The sequence below is a fragment of the Martinezella paranaensis genome (assembly GCF_014200235.1).
In the GTDB taxonomy this organism is placed as follows: domain Bacteria; phylum Pseudomonadota; class Alphaproteobacteria; order Rhizobiales; family Rhizobiaceae; genus Rhizobium; species Rhizobium paranaense.
In genome coordinates this window covers 43,027-58,729 of record NZ_JACHBI010000020.1, presented here as the reverse complement: position 1 = coordinate 58,729, position 15,703 = coordinate 43,027, and the positions used below count along the sequence as shown (strand labels likewise).

At 59.5% G+C, this 15,703-nt stretch carries 18 protein-coding genes; 4 read left to right on the top strand and 14 right to left on the bottom strand.

Annotation, left to right across the window (positions count from 1 at the left end; translation table 11 throughout):
• Positions 1-53: 53 nt before the first annotated feature.
• Entirely contained in the window at positions 54-1,259 is a 1,206-nt protein-coding gene (locus tag GGD50_RS29630) for a hypothetical protein (RefSeq protein ID WP_107108197.1), read from the top strand.
• On the opposite strand, the gene GGD50_RS29625 is transcribed toward GGD50_RS29630, so the two are convergent.
• The 4 genes from GGD50_RS29625 to GGD50_RS29610 form a co-directional block, all read right to left on the bottom strand.
• Positions 1,245-1,478 (bottom strand): BolA family protein, encoded by a 234-nt coding sequence (locus tag GGD50_RS29625; protein ID WP_004108912.1) that lies wholly within the window; start codon positions 1,476-1,478, stop codon positions 1,245-1,247. The genes GGD50_RS29630 and GGD50_RS29625 overlap by 15 nt on opposite strands.
• A gap of 17 nt (positions 1,479-1,495) precedes the next feature.
• Positions 1,496-3,727 (bottom strand): phosphoribosylformylglycinamidine synthase subunit PurL, encoded by a 2,232-nt coding sequence (purL, locus tag GGD50_RS29620; RefSeq protein ID WP_107108196.1) that lies wholly within the window; start codon positions 3,725-3,727, stop codon positions 1,496-1,498.
• Between the two features lie 155 nt (positions 3,728-3,882).
• Complete coding sequence (locus GGD50_RS29615) at positions 3,883-4,440, bottom strand: acyloxyacyl hydrolase (protein WP_107108195.1); 558 nt, start codon at positions 4,438-4,440, stop codon at positions 3,883-3,885.
• 222 nt (positions 4,441-4,662) lie between these two features.
• Positions 4,663-6,081, bottom strand: coding sequence for an aminotransferase-like domain-containing protein (locus GGD50_RS29610; protein ID WP_107108194.1), 1,419 nt, complete (start codon positions 6,079-6,081; stop codon positions 4,663-4,665).
• Between the two features lie 104 nt (positions 6,082-6,185).
• Here GGD50_RS29610 and GGD50_RS29605 point away from each other — a divergent pair, with 104 nt between their 5' ends.
• Positions 6,186-6,428: a DUF1127 domain-containing protein gene (locus GGD50_RS29605; RefSeq protein ID WP_107108193.1), complete on the top strand. Its 243-nt coding sequence runs from the start codon at positions 6,186-6,188 to the stop codon at positions 6,426-6,428.
• 40 nt (positions 6,429-6,468) lie between these two features.
• Here GGD50_RS29605 and GGD50_RS29600 read toward each other — a convergent pair whose 3' ends face one another.
• From GGD50_RS29600 to GGD50_RS29575, 6 genes are all read right to left on the bottom strand, one after another.
• Entirely contained in the window at positions 6,469-7,002 is a 534-nt protein-coding gene (locus GGD50_RS29600) for an AAA family ATPase (protein WP_107108192.1), read from the bottom strand.
• A 67-nt stretch (positions 7,003-7,069) separates the two neighbouring features.
• Positions 7,070-7,474 carry a hypothetical protein gene (locus GGD50_RS29595; RefSeq protein WP_107108191.1) on the bottom strand — a complete coding sequence of 135 codons (405 nt, stop codon included), beginning with the start codon at positions 7,472-7,474 and terminating at the stop codon, positions 7,070-7,072.
• A gap of 128 nt (positions 7,475-7,602) precedes the next feature.
• Positions 7,603-8,274: a phosphoribosylformylglycinamidine synthase subunit PurQ gene (gene purQ / locus GGD50_RS29590; RefSeq protein ID WP_107108190.1), complete on the bottom strand. Its 672-nt coding sequence runs from the start codon at positions 8,272-8,274 to the stop codon at positions 7,603-7,605.
• Positions 8,275-8,378: 104 nt separating this feature from the next.
• Complete coding sequence (gene purS, locus GGD50_RS29585) at positions 8,379-8,621, bottom strand: phosphoribosylformylglycinamidine synthase subunit PurS (protein WP_107108189.1); 243 nt, start codon at positions 8,619-8,621, stop codon at positions 8,379-8,381.
• 17 nt (positions 8,622-8,638) lie between these two features.
• On the bottom strand, positions 8,639-9,403 hold the full coding sequence (purC, locus tag GGD50_RS29580; RefSeq protein WP_015340039.1) for a phosphoribosylaminoimidazolesuccinocarboxamide synthase: 765 nt from the start codon (positions 9,401-9,403) through the stop codon (positions 8,639-8,641).
• Positions 9,404-9,667: 264 nt separating this feature from the next.
• Positions 9,668-10,222: an RBBP9/YdeN family alpha/beta hydrolase gene (locus GGD50_RS29575; RefSeq protein ID WP_107108188.1), complete on the bottom strand. Its 555-nt coding sequence runs from the start codon at positions 10,220-10,222 to the stop codon at positions 9,668-9,670.
• A gap of 176 nt (positions 10,223-10,398) precedes the next feature.
• Between GGD50_RS29575 and GGD50_RS29570 the strand changes: the two genes are divergently transcribed.
• Positions 10,399-11,205 carry a DUF2189 domain-containing protein gene (locus GGD50_RS29570; RefSeq protein ID WP_107108187.1) on the top strand — a complete coding sequence of 269 codons (807 nt, stop codon included), beginning with the start codon at positions 10,399-10,401 and terminating at the stop codon, positions 11,203-11,205.
• Positions 11,206-11,384: 179 nt separating this feature from the next.
• The gene (locus tag GGD50_RS29565; protein ID WP_107108526.1) at positions 11,385-11,858 is read left to right on the top strand and encodes a low affinity iron permease family protein; all 474 of its coding nucleotides are present in this window, start codon (positions 11,385-11,387) and stop codon (positions 11,856-11,858) included.
• Position 11,859: 1 nt separating this feature from the next.
• Here GGD50_RS29565 and purB read toward each other — a convergent pair whose 3' ends face one another.
• The 4 genes from purB to GGD50_RS29545 all read right to left on the bottom strand — a co-directional run bounded on the left by purB (position 11,860) and on the right by GGD50_RS29545 (position 15,647).
• Positions 11,860-13,161, bottom strand: coding sequence for an adenylosuccinate lyase (gene purB, locus GGD50_RS29560; protein ID WP_107108186.1), 1,302 nt, complete (start codon positions 13,159-13,161; stop codon positions 11,860-11,862).
• A 115-nt stretch (positions 13,162-13,276) separates the two neighbouring features.
• Entirely contained in the window at positions 13,277-13,696 is a 420-nt protein-coding gene (locus tag GGD50_RS29555; RefSeq protein WP_245407474.1) for a hypothetical protein, read from the bottom strand.
• A gap of 88 nt (positions 13,697-13,784) precedes the next feature.
• A complete protein-coding gene (gene rpe / locus GGD50_RS29550; protein WP_107108185.1) occupies positions 13,785-14,471 on the bottom strand; it encodes a ribulose-phosphate 3-epimerase in 687 nt (228 codons plus the stop codon).
• Positions 14,472-14,564: 93 nt separating this feature from the next.
• Positions 14,565-15,647: a branched-chain amino acid ABC transporter substrate-binding protein gene (locus tag GGD50_RS29545; RefSeq protein WP_107108524.1), complete on the bottom strand. Its 1,083-nt coding sequence runs from the start codon at positions 15,645-15,647 to the stop codon at positions 14,565-14,567.
• Positions 15,648-15,703: the final 56 nt, after the last annotated feature.

The window sequence follows — 15,703 nt, the reverse complement described above, 5'->3', positions numbered from 1 at the left end:
CAGGTCATGGTGTTGACAGCATCCTATGTAACCCGCCGGGAATTAAGAACAAAATGAATAGTATAAAGAAGAGGGTGGTCCTTCACTTCCCCGGTTTTGAACCATTGGATGCAGCGGCGCATAGGGCGCGTTACGAGCGCTCCGCCAAACAAAGTGCCGCTGCATGGGATTTTTCGGTAGCTGTCGACACACTTCGAAATTTCGGAAGGGCGCCGTATTTCGACGTCAATACCAAGGGCGCGGACTGGCAAACCGAGAGCCGCATTCATATCCTCGATCATAACGATCTAGTCGCCAGGCTGAATGGCAGGCCTTTTTCCGTGCGGATGGGGCAGGGTTATCTGGCCGCGGCCAAGGTCGCGTTGTCAGGCGGTTTAACAGGGTATTTTCGGCATGCCTGGCGCTTCGGCCTGTTCTTCATCTTTCCGTTTTTGCTGATGCTGGTCGGGCTGCTTACCAGCCTGTCCATCGCTCTCGCACCCTTTGCGTTCGGCCTTCCCTCCTGGAGCCATATCGGCAGCATCCCCTTGGCGGTGGCCTTCTTCCTCTATGTCTTCCTGCCGCAGGCCGAGAAGCTGCATACGCTGCACCTCTTTGCCGACTGGGAAATGGCCGTCGCTATGGCGGGATTGAACGGTATTGGCGCCGAGCAGTGGATTGAAGCCTGCGCCATCAGCGCCCGTCAGGCACTTGACGAACCGGCCGACGAATATGTGATTTCATCGCACAGCATGGGCTCCAGCGTTGCAGCCCATGTGATCGGACTACTGCTCGAACGGGAACCTGAGCTGTTTCAAGGCAAGCGCGTTGTGTTCACGACGCTCGGCAGCGCTATCCTGCAATGTGCATTGCTGCGGCCCGCCGCAGTGCTGCGCTCGCGTGTTGGTCTGCTGGCCCGCTGCCAGGATATCTTTTGGCTCGACGTCCATTGCCTGACCGATGCAATCCATTTCTACAAGGCGAAGGTTGCCACTGTTTGCGGACATGCGGGAGGGCTGCAGCCCACGATCATATTCGTTCGCTTCAAGAAGATGCTGACGTCGCAGCACTACGCCAAGATCAGGCGGGATTTCCTGCGCGTGCACAGGCAATATGTGCTCGGACCGGATGTCCGAGCTCCCTTCGATTTCACGCTTTTGACGGCCAGCCCGCTGCCGGCTTCGAGCTTTGCAACATTCACCCAGGCCAATATGCCAGATCGGACTTTCGGAGCTGGCAATGACAACGAAAACGCCCGGCTTTCCTCAGTCGGGCGCTGAGGTCTGTAGCGCCAGGGCGTGCAGCACGCCGCCCATATTTCCCTTAAGCGCGTCATAGACCATCTGGTGTTGCTGCACGCGGCTCTTGCCGCGGAAGGCTTCGGCCACGACTTCGGCCGCATAGTGGTCGCCATCCCCGGCCAGGTCGCGAATCGTCACCTTGGCGCCGGGAATGCCGGCCTTGATCATGTCTTCAATATCGCCGGGATTCATTGGCATTAGTGATTTACCTCACTTCATTCGGCAGCGGCGAGTGCACTGCCATCCATGAAGGCAGGAAACCACGATTCATGCGCCTCGCGCAACTGCTCAACGGAAACGGATAGCAGTCCCTCGACGGCAAGCTTATCGCCCTCAACCGTGCCAAGGCGACGGAACGGCACGCCAGCGCTTTCCGCATTGATGCAGACGAAATCGGCGACGTCGGCAGGCACGGCCACGACATAGCGCGCCTGGTCCTCGCCGAAGAGGATGGCATGGGGCAGGCCCTTGGATTCAGCGAGATCGATGTGCAATCCCTTGTCCGACGCCATTGCCATTTCGGCGAGCGCCACCGCAAGGCCGCCCGAGGAAATGTCGTGGCAGGCGTTGATCTGACCGTTGCGGATAGCCGAACGGACGAAATCGCCGTTACGACGCTCTGCAAAGAGATCGACTTCCGGGGCGGGGCCGTCCGTTGAGCCGAGGATATCGCGCAGGTAGACCGAGGAGCCGAGATGGCTGCCGTCTACGCCGAACATGATGATCCGGTCGCCTTCCGAAGCCGAGCCGATACGCGTCATCGCCTTCCAATCCGGCAGAAGCCCGACACCGGCGATCGTCGGCGTCGGGAGGATCGCAACGCCGTTGGTCTCGTTATAAAGCGAGACATTGCCCGAGACGATCGGGAAGTCCAGCGCCCGGCAGGCTTCGCCGATGCCTTTGATGGCGCCGACGAACTGGCCCATGATCTCCGGCTTTTCCGGATTGCCGAAGTTCAGGTTGTCGGTCGCGGCCAGCGGCTCGGCGCCCGTCGCCGTGATGTTGCGCCAGCACTCGGCGACGGCCTGCTTGCCACCTTCGAACGGATCGGCTTCGACATAGCGCGGCGTCACGTCCGAGGAAAAGGCGAGTGCCTTGGTGGGATGGCCTTCGACGCGAACGACGCCGGCGTCACCGCCCGGAATCTGCAGGGAATTGCCCTGGATCAGCGTGTCGTATTGTTCGTAAACCCAGCGGCGGCTGGATTGATTGGGCGAACCGACGAGCGTCAACAGCGCCTGGCCGTAATCCTCAGGGGCGGCGACGAGATTGGCAGGCAGGTCGGCACGCTTGTCGGATTCGCGCCATGGGCGATCATATTCCGGTGCCTGGTCGCCAAGATCCTTGATCGGCAAATTGGCGACTTCCTCGCCCTGATGGATAACGCGGAAACGCAGATCGTCCGTCGTCTTGCCGACGATGGCGAAATCCAGGCCCCATTTGACGAAGATCGCCTTGGCGACGGCTTCCTTTTCCGGCTGCAACACCATGAGCATGCGCTCCTGGCTTTCCGACAGCATCATCTCATAGGCCGTCATGTGCTCTTCGCGCACCGGCACCTTGTCGAGATCGAGCTCGATGCCGAGGTCGCCCTTGGCGCCCATTTCGACAGCCGAGCAGGTGAGGCCGGCCGCACCCATATCCTGGATGGCGATTACAGCGCCCGTCTGCATCAGCTCCAGGCAGGCCTCCAGCAGGCACTTTTCGGTGAAGGGGTCGCCAACCTGAACGGTCGGGCGCTTCTCTTCGATCGATTCATCGAATTCGGCCGATGCCATCGTCGCGCCACCGACGCCGTCGCGGCCGGTCTTGGCGCCGAGATAGACGACCGGCAGGCCGACGCCTTTGGCTTCAGACAAGAATATGGCATTGGACTTCGCAAGGCCAGCAGCAAAGGCGTTGACCAGAATGTTGCCGTTGTAGCGCGCGTCGAATTCGACTTCGCCGCCAACGGTCGGCACGCCGAAGGAGTTGCCGTAGCCGCCGACGCCAGCGACAACGCCGGAGACGAGGTGACGGGTTTTCGGATGATCCGGCTCACCGAAGCGCAGAGCGTTCATCGCCGCAATCGGGCGCGCGCCCATGGTGAAGACGTCGCGCAGAATGCCGCCGACGCCGGTCGCAGCACCCTGATAGGGCTCGATATAGGAGGGATGGTTGTGGCTCTCCATCTTGAAGACGACGCAGTCGCCGTCATCGATGTCGACTACGCCGGCATTTTCGCCAGGGCCTTGAATGACGCGCGGACCCGTGGTCGGCAAGGTGCGAAGCCATTTCTTCGAGGATTTATACGAGCAGTGCTCGTTCCACATGGCCGAGAAGATGCCGAGTTCGGTAAAGGAAGGCTCGCGGCCGATCAGATCCAGAATGCGCTGATATTCATCCGGCTTCAGGCCGTGGGCGGCAATCAGTTCGGGGGTGATCTGGATCGAATTGGAAATGGTCATGGGCGCTCGATGGTCCTTGCCTGTAAAGGGTTTGAAGGCCGGTCAGGGGATCGAGGTCTCTTTAGCGCATGTGAACCCGTCGTGCGACAGGAAAATGCCCGCCATTCACAATGGGTGAAGAGCGGGCATCGCTATTTTCAATTGCTGCCTGGCGATCAGAACTTGTAGCCCACCAGCAGCCCGGCTCGCGTCATGCCGGCATTCGGCCCATCGCAGAGATTGGCATGCGAAGAATGCGCCACTTGCGCCATGAGGCTCCAATGATTGTCGAAATTGTAGCCGACCCCTGCATATTCGTGGAAAAGCAGACGACAGCCGAGCATCGGGCCGTCTTTGGTCCAATCGTCGAGATTGCCGGTGTGCACGGTGCCGCCGAAACCGGCTTCCGTGAAGATGCCGTTACTGTGGGTAAGTGTCCAAGAAAGGCCGGTAAAGACTTGCGTCGCTGCGGTATCCGTGGTGCCGATCGAGGTGCCCAGGTGAATGCGCGGGCGCAGAAGTTGATCTTTCCAACCGTCTGTCGGATCATAGCCGAAGGGATTGAACAGCACTTCGACTTCCGGAAAGACGCCGGCTTCGTGGTCATGTCCAGTCTGGATGGAGCCGCTGGCGCCGAAGCGAAGCTCATCGAATATTTTGGTGCCCGTCGCTGCTTTTGTGTCCGCAATGTCCGCGGCGGCAGCAGATTCAGCGATAAGAACCGAACCAAACATTACCAAAGAGGTGATCGCACACGTCCAAAAACGGCTACCAGAAATAGCGTCAAAAGCCATGCACCCAACCCCCAGATGGCAAGCGATTCGCAGTCGTTAACCAAGTGGTAACATCCTTAAGGTCGGGGTAAAGTAGGCCAAAATATATGACAGTGCATTTCGCAAAAACTGCAGCGAAACTGCAACAGTGACGTCATAAATGGCCGAGATGGCCGGTAGCCATCATATGTGGCTGTCGTAGCTCGCGGACCCGTTTTCCAGCAGATGACGTAACGTCATGAACCCGCTTGCGACCTCGTCGCGGCGTTGTGGTGACGAAAAGGCGACGCGAACGCGGTGATAGGTCTTGTCCGTGCGGGCGGCCTTGAACTCGTCCTCGTCGTCGACGAGGACGCCCTCGGCAAGGGCGGCATTCTTGAACGTACCCGAAAGCCAGGGTTCCGGCAGCTTCAGCCACAGGAACGGCACATGCGGATGCGAGGTGAATTCGAAGCCCGACAGTGTTTCCCGCGCCAATTGCTCACGAACGCGAATTTCCTCGACCGCCTGCCGCCGCAATGCCATCGCGTGGCCGCTCAGCACCAGCCGGGCACAGGTTTCAGCCAGGATGAAGGGCAGGCCGCCGGTCGTCATCTTATGGGTGACCTTGATGCGTTGGGCGAAATGCTGCGGGCAGGCGACCCAGCCGCCGCGCACGCCGGCGGTCACCGATTTTGACAGGCCACTGACGAGGAACGTGCGCTCCGGCGCAATGTCCGCCATCAGCGGGTTAGGATCTTCAGTCATGCCCCCATAGAGATCGTCTTCAATCAGCCAGACGCTATGGCGGCGCGCTATGGCGGCGATTGCCCGGCGCCGCGCCTCCGGCATGGTCACCAGCGTCGGATTGTGCGCCGTCGGCATCAGGAAGGCCAGGCGCGGATGCTGCTGCTGACAAAGCCGTTCGAAATCGTCGGGGATAATGCCGTGCTCATCGGAGTCCACCAGGATGGAGCGGCGGCCGAGAAGACGGGTAGCGCGGCTGACTTGCGTATAGGTCAGGTTCTCGAAAACGATCTTGTCGCCCGGCGAGGTGACCGCAGAGATGACGGCGATGGCGGCGGCGTGAGCGCCGAGTGTCGGCACGACCGTTTCGATCGCCGGCTGCCAGCCATTGCGGGCAAGCCAGACCTGGCCGGCGCGAAACCAGTTCGCCGGGAAGTTTCGTGAATAAGAGGAAATCTCCGCCCGATGATCGCGGCTGATATCGGCAAAGAGCTGGCCGATGATCTCGCCTTGGCCGATATCGGGGGCTGCCGTCGTATCGAAACGGATCTTGTCGCCGGGGATCTCGAGACCGCGGGTGCCGGCAAGCGCCTGCGTAATCGGGTCGATGGGTTCGATCTGCTTGCCGTTGGCGCGCTCCAGCACATAGGTGCCACGCCCGACTTCACCGGCCACAAGGCCGCGCTCATGTACGAGCGCATAGGCGCGACTGACCGTGCCGATCGTCACCCCGATATCGTAGGCGAGATTGCGTTGTGGCGGCAGCTTCGTGCCCGGCGGCAGCACGCCGTGGGTGATCGCATTCTCGATGCTATCGGCGACGCGAATGTAAACCGGGGCGGTTCCGCTGGATATGTCAGGCAGCCAATTTGTCATAATGACAATTTCCTAGATTGCTTCGCGAATAGAGTCAATATTATGAGTCAATTCGTGTCGTTTGGCTCGATACATTTCGATTGTCACGATCAAGCGAGCAGGAAATGGATACAATAGAGACAATTCACCTCGGTAAGACTACCATAGTTGGCGGCGGGGAGACTCCGCGCACCTTCATGCCGATCTCGCGCTTGGCGCGTCGCCTTTTTGAAAGTTTTGCAGCTTGGCTGCAGAAACGGGAAACGCGCGGGACTTTGCGCTATCTAACGGACGACGAATTGCGCGACATCGGCCTGACCCGCCGGGAAGCGATGACCGAGGTGAGCAAATCGTTTTTCTGGGACTGAACGGCGCGGCGACGAGCGACGAGGTCAAGCCGCACGACGGCTAGGCGCCATCCAACACGGAAAGCACGATGTTCGCACGCTTCTCGATAGACACCTTCGGCAAGATGTGAACTTCATAGCCGAGCGAAGGATAGATCGAGCTCAGCCTATCGTATTCCGCGATGGCTGCTGAGAGATCATGCCTTCGCTCGCGGTCCGCGACATATATTTCCGGCCATGGCGGCGTCAGGAAGACATGTCTGTTGTAGCGATGGGATTGTCCCAGTACGGCCAGGTCGGCTTCGCCAGTCAGATGGTGAAGAGCGGCAGCAGCATCGATCAAACCTCTGTCGAAGAATACCAGGCCGGGAGCCGAGGCTGCGGAGGAACGATCTGATATCGACATCCCCACGGCCCGGCGGGCAAATGCGGGTGCATCAAGCCAAGGCAGGGCCGAACCGCCGCGTTCCAATTCCTCGATGACGATCCGACGTCCCGGTTCTTCTACGACTTGGTGGCCGCGGCGCCTAAGCTCCTCAAGCAGCGTCGACTTGCCTCCGCCCGAACATCCGGAAATGATGACAAATCGATCCAAGACAGCGATCCCCGAACTTGCGGGCCAGCCACGTTTGCCCAGGATATCGGGCGATTTGGGCTAGGCTTTAGCAGCCCTTCGTGCCTGCGGCCCAGCGGTTGACGTCACCCGTGATGCGGCCGCCGGAGGCGCCTGACATCATCGGGCCGAAGGCCTGCAACTGCGCCGGGCTGCCTTCCGCCTGAACGACGAGAGACGGCCGGCCGGTCGGATGTTTCTTATCAACCACGAGAATGCGCGGGCGACCCGTATAGGAGTTAAGCTCGGGAGCAAGCTGATAACCTGCGAAGGCCGGATCAGCCGATTTGAACCAGCAGGCATTGGCGTTGACCATGACGCGCTCCATCGTCGACAGAGCGCTGTGATCGGTTGCGCTGATGCTCGGCGGACGCGGACCGCACGAGGTCACCAGCAGCCCAAGCGTCGCGATGGCAGCGGCGGAGTAAAATCCTGTCAGGAGGCGAGGGCGCATCAATCTCTTTCCAATAAAGCAGTTAGGGCCAATGAATTAAGGCTGTTCTGCCGGAGGCGGCCAAATGGCGTTCCGGCGCCCTGCTGTTTTATGCAAAGACGCCGATTTTATGGTTTCGATGCTGCTTATCAGGCAGCGATCACGTCGAGAGCGGAAGCGAAGAGACCGCGGCCGTCGGCGCCGCCATGGGCCGCTTCGATCAGGTTCTCCGGATGAGGCATCATGCCAAGCACATTGCCCTTGGCGTTGATGATACCGGCGATATCGTTGATAGAGCCGTTCGGATTGGTGCCTTCGGCGTAGCGGAACACCACCTGACCATTGCCCTCGATCGTCGCCAGCGTTTCCGCGTCGGCAAAAAAATTGCCGTCATGATGGGCGACCGGGCAGCGGATCACCTGCCCCTTGGCATAGGCGCGGCTGAAATCCGTTTCGGCATTGACGACCTCGAGCTTGATCTCGCGGCAGACGAATTTCAGCGACGCATTGCGCATCAGAGCGCCGGGCAACATGCCGGCTTCCAAAAGGATCTGGAAACCGTTGCAGACGCCCAGAACCTTGACGCCCTTGTCGGCCTTCTCCTTGATCGCCTGCATAACCGGCATGCGGGCTGCGATCGCGCCGCAGCGCAGATAATCGCCATAGGAAAAGCCGCCGGGAATGACGATCAGGTCGACGTCCGGGACCTCGGTCTCTGTCTGCCAGACCGTGATAGGCGCATTGCCGGAAATCTTGGTCAGCGCCGCGATCATGTCACGATCGCGATTGAGGCCGGGGAGTTGGACGACTGCTGATTTCATGATGCTGTTCCCGAGAGAGGCGAGTGGCGATCGCTGGAATATGCTCCGTCAAGCCATACTCCTTTGCCTGTTGCAAAGAAAGAATGGCTCACGAAGGAGGGCGATCAGTCGATCGAAATGCTGAAGTTCTCGATCACGGTATTGGCGAGGAGCTTTTCGCACATGGCTTTCAGCTCGACTTCGGCCTTGGCCTTGTCGGTGCCGTCAAGCTCCAGGTCGAAAACCTTGCCTTGACGAACCTGATGAACGCCGTCGAAGCCGAGGGCGCCGAGGGCGCCTTCGATTGCCTTGCCCTGCGGATCGAGAACGCCGTTTTTCAGCGTGACGGTTACACGAGCCTTGATCACGATAGTCCTTCCTGCGCTTACTTGACGAGAACCGGGCCCGTGCCGCGCACGGGTTCGTTTTCATTGATGATGCCGAGCCGGCGGGCGACTTCGGAATAGGCTTCCAGCAGACCGCCCATATCGCGGCGGAAACGATCCTTGTCCATCTTCTCGTGGGTTTCGATATCCCAGAGACGGCAGGAGTCCGGCGAAATTTCGTCGGCAAGGATGATGCGCATCATGTCGCCTTCGAACAGGCGGCCGCACTCGATCTTGAAATCGACGAGCTGGATGCCGACGCCAAGGAAGAGGCCGGTCATGAAGTCGTTGACGCGGATGGCAAGCGCCATGATGTCGTCGAGCTCGGCCGGATTGGCCCAGCCGAAAGCAGTGATATGCTCCTCCGAGACCATCGGGTCTTCGAGCGCGTCGGACTTGTAGTAGAACTCGATGATCGAGCGCGGCAGCACGACGCCTTCTTCGATACCGAGGCGCTTGGCGAGCGAGCCGGCGGCAACATTGCGCACGACGATCTCGAGCGGGATCATCTCCACTTCCTTGATCAACTGCTCGCGCATGTTGAGGCGGCGGATGAAGTGCGTGGGAATGCCGATTTTGTTCAGATGGCTGAAAATATATTCGCAAATACGATTGTTCAGAACGCCTTTGCCATCGATGACTTCGTGTTTCTTTTTGTTGAAGGCGGTAGCATCATCCTTGAAAAACTGGATCAGCGTGCCCGGCTCAGGCCCTTCGTAAAGGATCTTGGCCTTGCCCTCGTAAATACGGCGGCGACGGTTCATCGGTAATGTTCTCTGTCGTTAGCGCTCTGAAATAGCGCAAGTGGATCGATCTGTGGGCGTCCCCATAACGGATAAGAAGCGAATTCACAATCCGCCAGCGCCTCCTTCCTCGGAATTCCGGCTTTGGTTCTATACCAATGCGAGAATCGCGATCCTGTTCTCACATGTTCTACAGGCTTTTATTTGACGATGGAATGAAGCCGCTCCTGTACTTCACAGGCTAGTGAGCATGGCTTGGGCCACTATACCACGGCTTGGCGGCAATCACGGCTTGAGCTGGCCGAGAAACTTGGCAAAGACCATCGTGCCTTCCGGCCAGGGACCATGACCGGAATCGGCGTTGATATGGCCGGCCTCGCCAGCGTCGATCAACAGCGAGCCCCAGCTACCTGCAATATCGTCGGCATGCTCATAGCTGCCGAAGGGATCGTTGCGGCTGGCGATGGTGATCGACGGAAAAGGCAGGGGATTGCGCGGATAAGGACCGAACGTCATCAGATGCTTCGGCCTGATCTTCGGATTGGCGACGTCGGGCGGTGCAACGAAGAAGGCGCCGGCCACCTTGTTGCGGAAATGCGGGATCGCGTGGATCACCGAGGGCACGCCAAGCGAATGCGCCACCAATACGACCGGCCGGGTCGAGGCGTTTACTTCTTCGGCGATACGGGCAACCCAATCATCGCGCACGGGCTTCGACCATTCGGCCTGCTCCACCCGTCGCGCCGTGGAGAGCTTCTGCTCCCAGCGCGTCTGCCAGTGGTCCGGACCGGAGTTGGTGTATCCGGGTATGATGAGGATATCTGCGTCGGAGGCTTTCATGATGGCGCCGATGTGGAAAAGGAAGGCCGAGGTGTCAAGGGAAAAGGCGACAATTGCGGCAAAATTTGCTAGGATCCCGCCTGCCGGTAGCGAATGATGATGTCGGCGCCTCTAGTTGCCCGACGTTTTCGTGCCGCCAGCTAAACTCATATAGGCTGATGAGGAGGAGGAATACTATGACGGCATTTCATGTCATGGCTGGCGCAAACCACACCTTTACGCGTCCGGCCATCCGCAAGATCGGCATTGCCGATCTCATCGATGCCCTGAAACTGGGGCTGGACGACTTCAGCGAAAAACCATCGCATTACGTATTCCTGTGTCTCATGTATCCGATCGCGGGCATAGCTCTGGCGATCTGGAGTTCCGGCGAGAATCTGCTGCCGTTACTGTTTCCGCTGATGTCCGGCTTCGCGCTGCTGGGACCACTGGCGGCGATCGGGCTTTATGAGATCAGCCGGCGGCGGGAGCAGGGGCTGGATACGTCCTGGCGGCATGCTTTCGATGTCCGTTTCTCTCCGGCATTGCCGTCCATCATTGTGGTCGGCCTGCTGCTGTTTGGCTTCTTCATCGTGTGGCTGGTCGTGGCACAAACCATCTATACCGCCTATTTCGGCGATAGCGTGCCTGCAACGCTCTCGTCCTTCGTGTCGAACGTGGTGACGACGCAGCAGGGCATGAGCATGATGTTCTGGGGCAACCTCGTCGGATTCGTCTTTGCGCTCGTTGTGCTGGCGACAACCGTCGTTACCTTCCCGCTGCTGCTCGACCGTGATGTCGGTGCCGTAGCGGCGGTCGATGCCAGCATTCGTGCGACGCTCATCAACCCGGTGCCGGTGGCAATCTGGGGACTGATCGTGGCCGGGCTTCTTGTCGTCGGTACGATCCCGATCTTTGCGGGGCTTGCAGTGGTCATGCCCATTCTCGGACATGCCACCTGGCATCTCTATCGCAAACTCGTGATGCCGGTCGGCCCAAGCTGAATTCAGCCGCGTTGCGGTTCCAGTCAGATCAAATGGAACCGCCCGTGACCTTGCAACGTTGATCCGCATCAACTCGCACGCCTCTTTCGGGTTCAACGAATTCGGGAGAGGCGTGCAAACGAGGCTTGGATATTTGCATGTCCGTTTGGACATGCGACCCGGCGGAAGATGCGGATCATATGGCAAGGCTCAAGCATATTTTCTCCCGTTTTGCCGCCATTGTTTCGGAGTGGACTGGAAAACCGGTCGTCTTCATATTGGCTCTGATGTCGGTAGTTGTCTGGGGTATCACCGGACCGATCTTCGATTTTTCCGAAAATTGGCAACTGGTCATCAATACTGGCACGACCATCATTACCTTTCTGATGGTTTTCCTGCTGCAGAATTCGCAGACGCGCGACACCCGCGCCATTCAAGCCAAGCTCAACGAACTCATCCTGACCAGCGCTGCCGAGAACCGTTTCATCGGCATAGAAAATCTCGACGAAGAAGATTTGAAACATCTCGATCGTCTGGTGGCGAAGGCAGCCAAGCGCGATGGAGAGAGGCCGGGCGGCGCCAGCAAAGAGGATGAGGCTGACGGGAATCCCAGCATGAAACAGAAAAGGCGGCGCGTCGTCGGCGCCGCCTCGTCAGATCTCGATCAACAATAGATCAGCCAAACACGCGCTTGAAGATCGTGTCGACGTGCTTGGTGTGATAGCCCAAGTCGAATTTTTCGCGGATGTCTTCTTCCGAGAGCGCTGCGCGGACCTCCTTGTCGGCGAGCAATTCTTCGAGGAAGTCCTTGCCCTGTTCCCAAACCTTCATGGCGTTGCGCTGGACGAGGCGATAGGAATCCTCGCGGGAAACACCTGCCTGTGTCAGCGCCAGCAGCACACGCTGAGAATGAACAAGTCCGCGGAACTTGTTCAGATTCTTCATCATATTGTCCGGGTAGACGAGCAGCTTGTCGACGACGCTGGTCATGCGGGCCAGGGCGAAATCGAGCGTCACTGTCGCATCGGGGCCGATCATGCGCTCGACGGAAGAGTGGGAAATATCGCGCTCATGCCACAGTGCCACATTCTCCATCGCCGGCATGGCATAGGAGCGAACCATGCGGGCAAGGCCGGTCAGGTTTTCGGTCAGCACCGGATTACGCTTGTGCGGCATGGCCGACGAGCCCTTCTGGCCGGGAGAGAAATATTCCTCGGCCTCCAGCACTTCGGTACGCTGCAAATGACGGATCTCGGTGGCGAGACGCTCTATCGAGGAGGCGACGACGCCGAGCGTTGCGAAGAACATGGCGTGACGGTCGCGCGGGATGACCTGGGTCGACACCGGCTCCGGCTTCAGGCCCAGAGCCGCCGCGACATGTTCCTCGACGCGCGGATCGATATTGGCAAAAGTGCCGACGGCGCCGGAGATGGCGCAGGTGGCGACTTCCTCGCGAGCTGCGATCAGGCGCTGCTTGCAACGCTCGAACTCGGCATAGGCAAGCGCCAGCTTGACGCCGAAGGTGGTCGGCTCGGCATGAATGCCATGCGAGCGGCCGATAGTGACGGTATCCTTGTGCTCGAAGGCACGGCGCTTCAGGGCTTCCAGAAGCTTGTCGATATCGGCGAGCAGCAGGTCGCTGGCGCGGACGAGTTGAACGTTGAAGCAGGTGTCGAGAACGTCCGAAGAGGTCATGCCCTGATGCACAAAGCGGGCATCGGGACCGACGATTTCGGCGAGATGCGTAAGGAAAGCGATGACGTCGTGCTTGGTGACGGCTTCGATCTCGTCGATGCGGGCGACGTCGAAGGTCGCCTTGCCACCTTTTTCCCAGATGGTTTCGGCTGCGGATTTCGGAATGACGCCGAGTTCGGCCAGCGCGTCGCAAGCATGGGCTTCGATCTCGAACCAGATGCGGAACTTGGTTTCGGGCGACCAGATGGCGACCATTTCCGGTCGGGAGTAGCGCGGGATCATAGGCTCAAGCTTTCTTGGGTAAGGGGAAACGTATCCTCGGCGCCCCCATAACAAAGACGGGAGGTAATCTCAATGTTTTCTGGCTCAATGTTTCTGGATCAATCTTTACTTCAACTCAACGCATATGTCTGGCGAGATAAAGGCTCGCCACCACCAGGAAGATGAAGCCGAGCGGCAGAAACAGGCCCAGGCCGAGGATGGCGAACTGATAGACGGCGCTGGCGCTGGTGAAAACAAACTGAAACGCCCAGATGAGCGTGCCGAAAGGCGCATGCCAGCGTGCATAGAACCAGCGATAGTCCATGGCGAAAAGAAAGGCGGTCATGGCGACGGTGCCAAGCGACAGTGCCAGAAAGAAAGCAGCAAAGCGCGTTTCGAGCGGCCGGCGGTGCGCAAGCAGCCGCGCGAGCGGCAGCGTAAACGGCCAAGCGAGCGTGCCGCCAAAGAAATAGACCGCCATGAGCGCGGGCAGATGGCTCGTCAGTAGACCGTTGCGCAAATAGAGCACCGATAGCGCTGAACTCGCCATTGCCATGCCCCAGCAGGGCGCCCCGAGCAGAAGCTGTCGATAGGACGGAAAGGCTACCCTCAGCCGTCCGGTGGTCACGACAGCGCTGGCCGGATTAATTTGATCCAACGCGGCCTCGTTCTGCCGCAGTGCGCAGGTCGGAGACCGTCTGCCGATAGGCCTCGGCGGATCCGCCCTTGAAGATCGCCGAGCCGGCGACGAGGACATTGGCCCCGGCGGCGGTGACGATCGGAGCCGTGTCGACGGTGACGCCGCCGTCGACCTCGAGTTCGATCGGGCGGTCCCCGATCAGCGACCGGGCATTCCGAATCTTGTCGGCCATGGCAGGAATGAACTTTTGGCCGCCGAAGCCGGGATTGACCGACATGATCAGGATCAGGTCGATGTCATCCAGCACGTTTTCCAGAACGGACAAAGGTGTTGCCGGATTGAGGGTGACGCCGACCTTCTTGCCGAGATGACGAACGGTCTGCAGCGAACGATGCAGATGCACGCCGGCTTCGGCGTGAACCGTAATGCGATCGCAGCCGGCCTTGGCGAAGGCTTCGAGATAGGGATCGGCGGGCGAGATCATCAAATGGCAGTCGAAGGTGGCGCTGGTATAGGAACGCAGCGACTTGATGACATCGGGGCCGAAGGAGATATTCGGCACAAAATGTCCGTCCATGACGTCGAGATGGATCCAGTCCGCCCCGGCTTCGGTCACATCTTTGACTTCCTGTCCGAGCTTGGCGAAATCGGCCGCGAGGATGGAGGGCGCAATGCGGATCGGCAATGTCATGGGATGGCTGAACTCCGTCTGGTTTTATCGCGCTTGGCTTATCACCGGTTCGGCAGGCAAACAACCTAGTCCGCCAGCCTTGCACGGACCATATCAGTTCGACGGCGATGTCACCGGCACGAAGGCGCTGCCGCGCCATTCCAGCAGCCGATAAGGATTCTCCATCAATTCGTGATGCTGACCGAAGGTGACGGGGCCGATCGGCGTCTGAAATGTCGTACCGATCAGCTTGTCGGCAATCGGCTTGTTTTCCGCCTTGGCACTTTCCGCAGCCTGGTTGGCAATCAGCACGGCCGCGGCGGCCGGCAGAATATAACCATCCGGTTCGATACCTTTGGAGCGCATCGCCTGCGCGGTCGCTTGGGCAGCGGGTAGGCTGGCGAAATCGGGGAGGGCGATGGCCTGTACGCCGTCTGCCAGAGGCACCGGCTGGTTGGCGGCGCGCATCGCGTCACCGCCCATCAGCGTCAAGGGAATGTTCTCGTTGTGCGCATCGCGGGCAATGACCGCGACGTCGCTGCGATCGCCGCCGATGAAAGCACGGGTGACGCCAGCCTTCTTCAGCCGGCGGACAAGGGCGATCTGCTGGTCCTGCCCGGGGCGAAAGGTGTCGGTGAAGACCGGCTTCAAGCCTTTCTCCTCCAGCGCATTACGCACCGCTTCCACCAGTTCGCGGCCGTGGATCGTGCCGTCTTCGATAAGCGCTATCGGCTCGGCCGCCCAGTTCTTCAGGATGACGTCGGCCGCCAGGGCAGCCTCGGCGCTGTCAACCGGAGCGAGACGAAAAAGCTGCCAACCGTTCTTCAACGCGTCTTCCATCACGATATGGGAGCGGACGGAAACGGTAATGACGGGAATGCCGGCTTCCTTCAGTCGTGGCAGCGCGCCTGCCAGCGTCTCGCTGCAGAGAAAGCCGATTGCGACCTGGGCCTTGGCGGTGATCAATGACTCGGCCGCCGCCCTGCCGCCATCCTCCGTGCAGGGTTCGTTGACGACTGTGGCGGAATCCTGCTGTGCCTGCAGTTGAAAATTGGCGCCTGTGGTGATCTGGGCGCCGAGGGATGCAAAGTTCCCGTCCTGCGGCGCGACAATGCCGATATTGATACCTGCGGCATAGCCGCTGCTTGCCGCCAGAAGCAGCGAAATCAGAAGCGGTGTGCGACGCAGAACGTTCATCGACATGGTATCCTGGACAATTCTCCTGCCCTTTTATCCGCCTGAAGGTCGCCGTC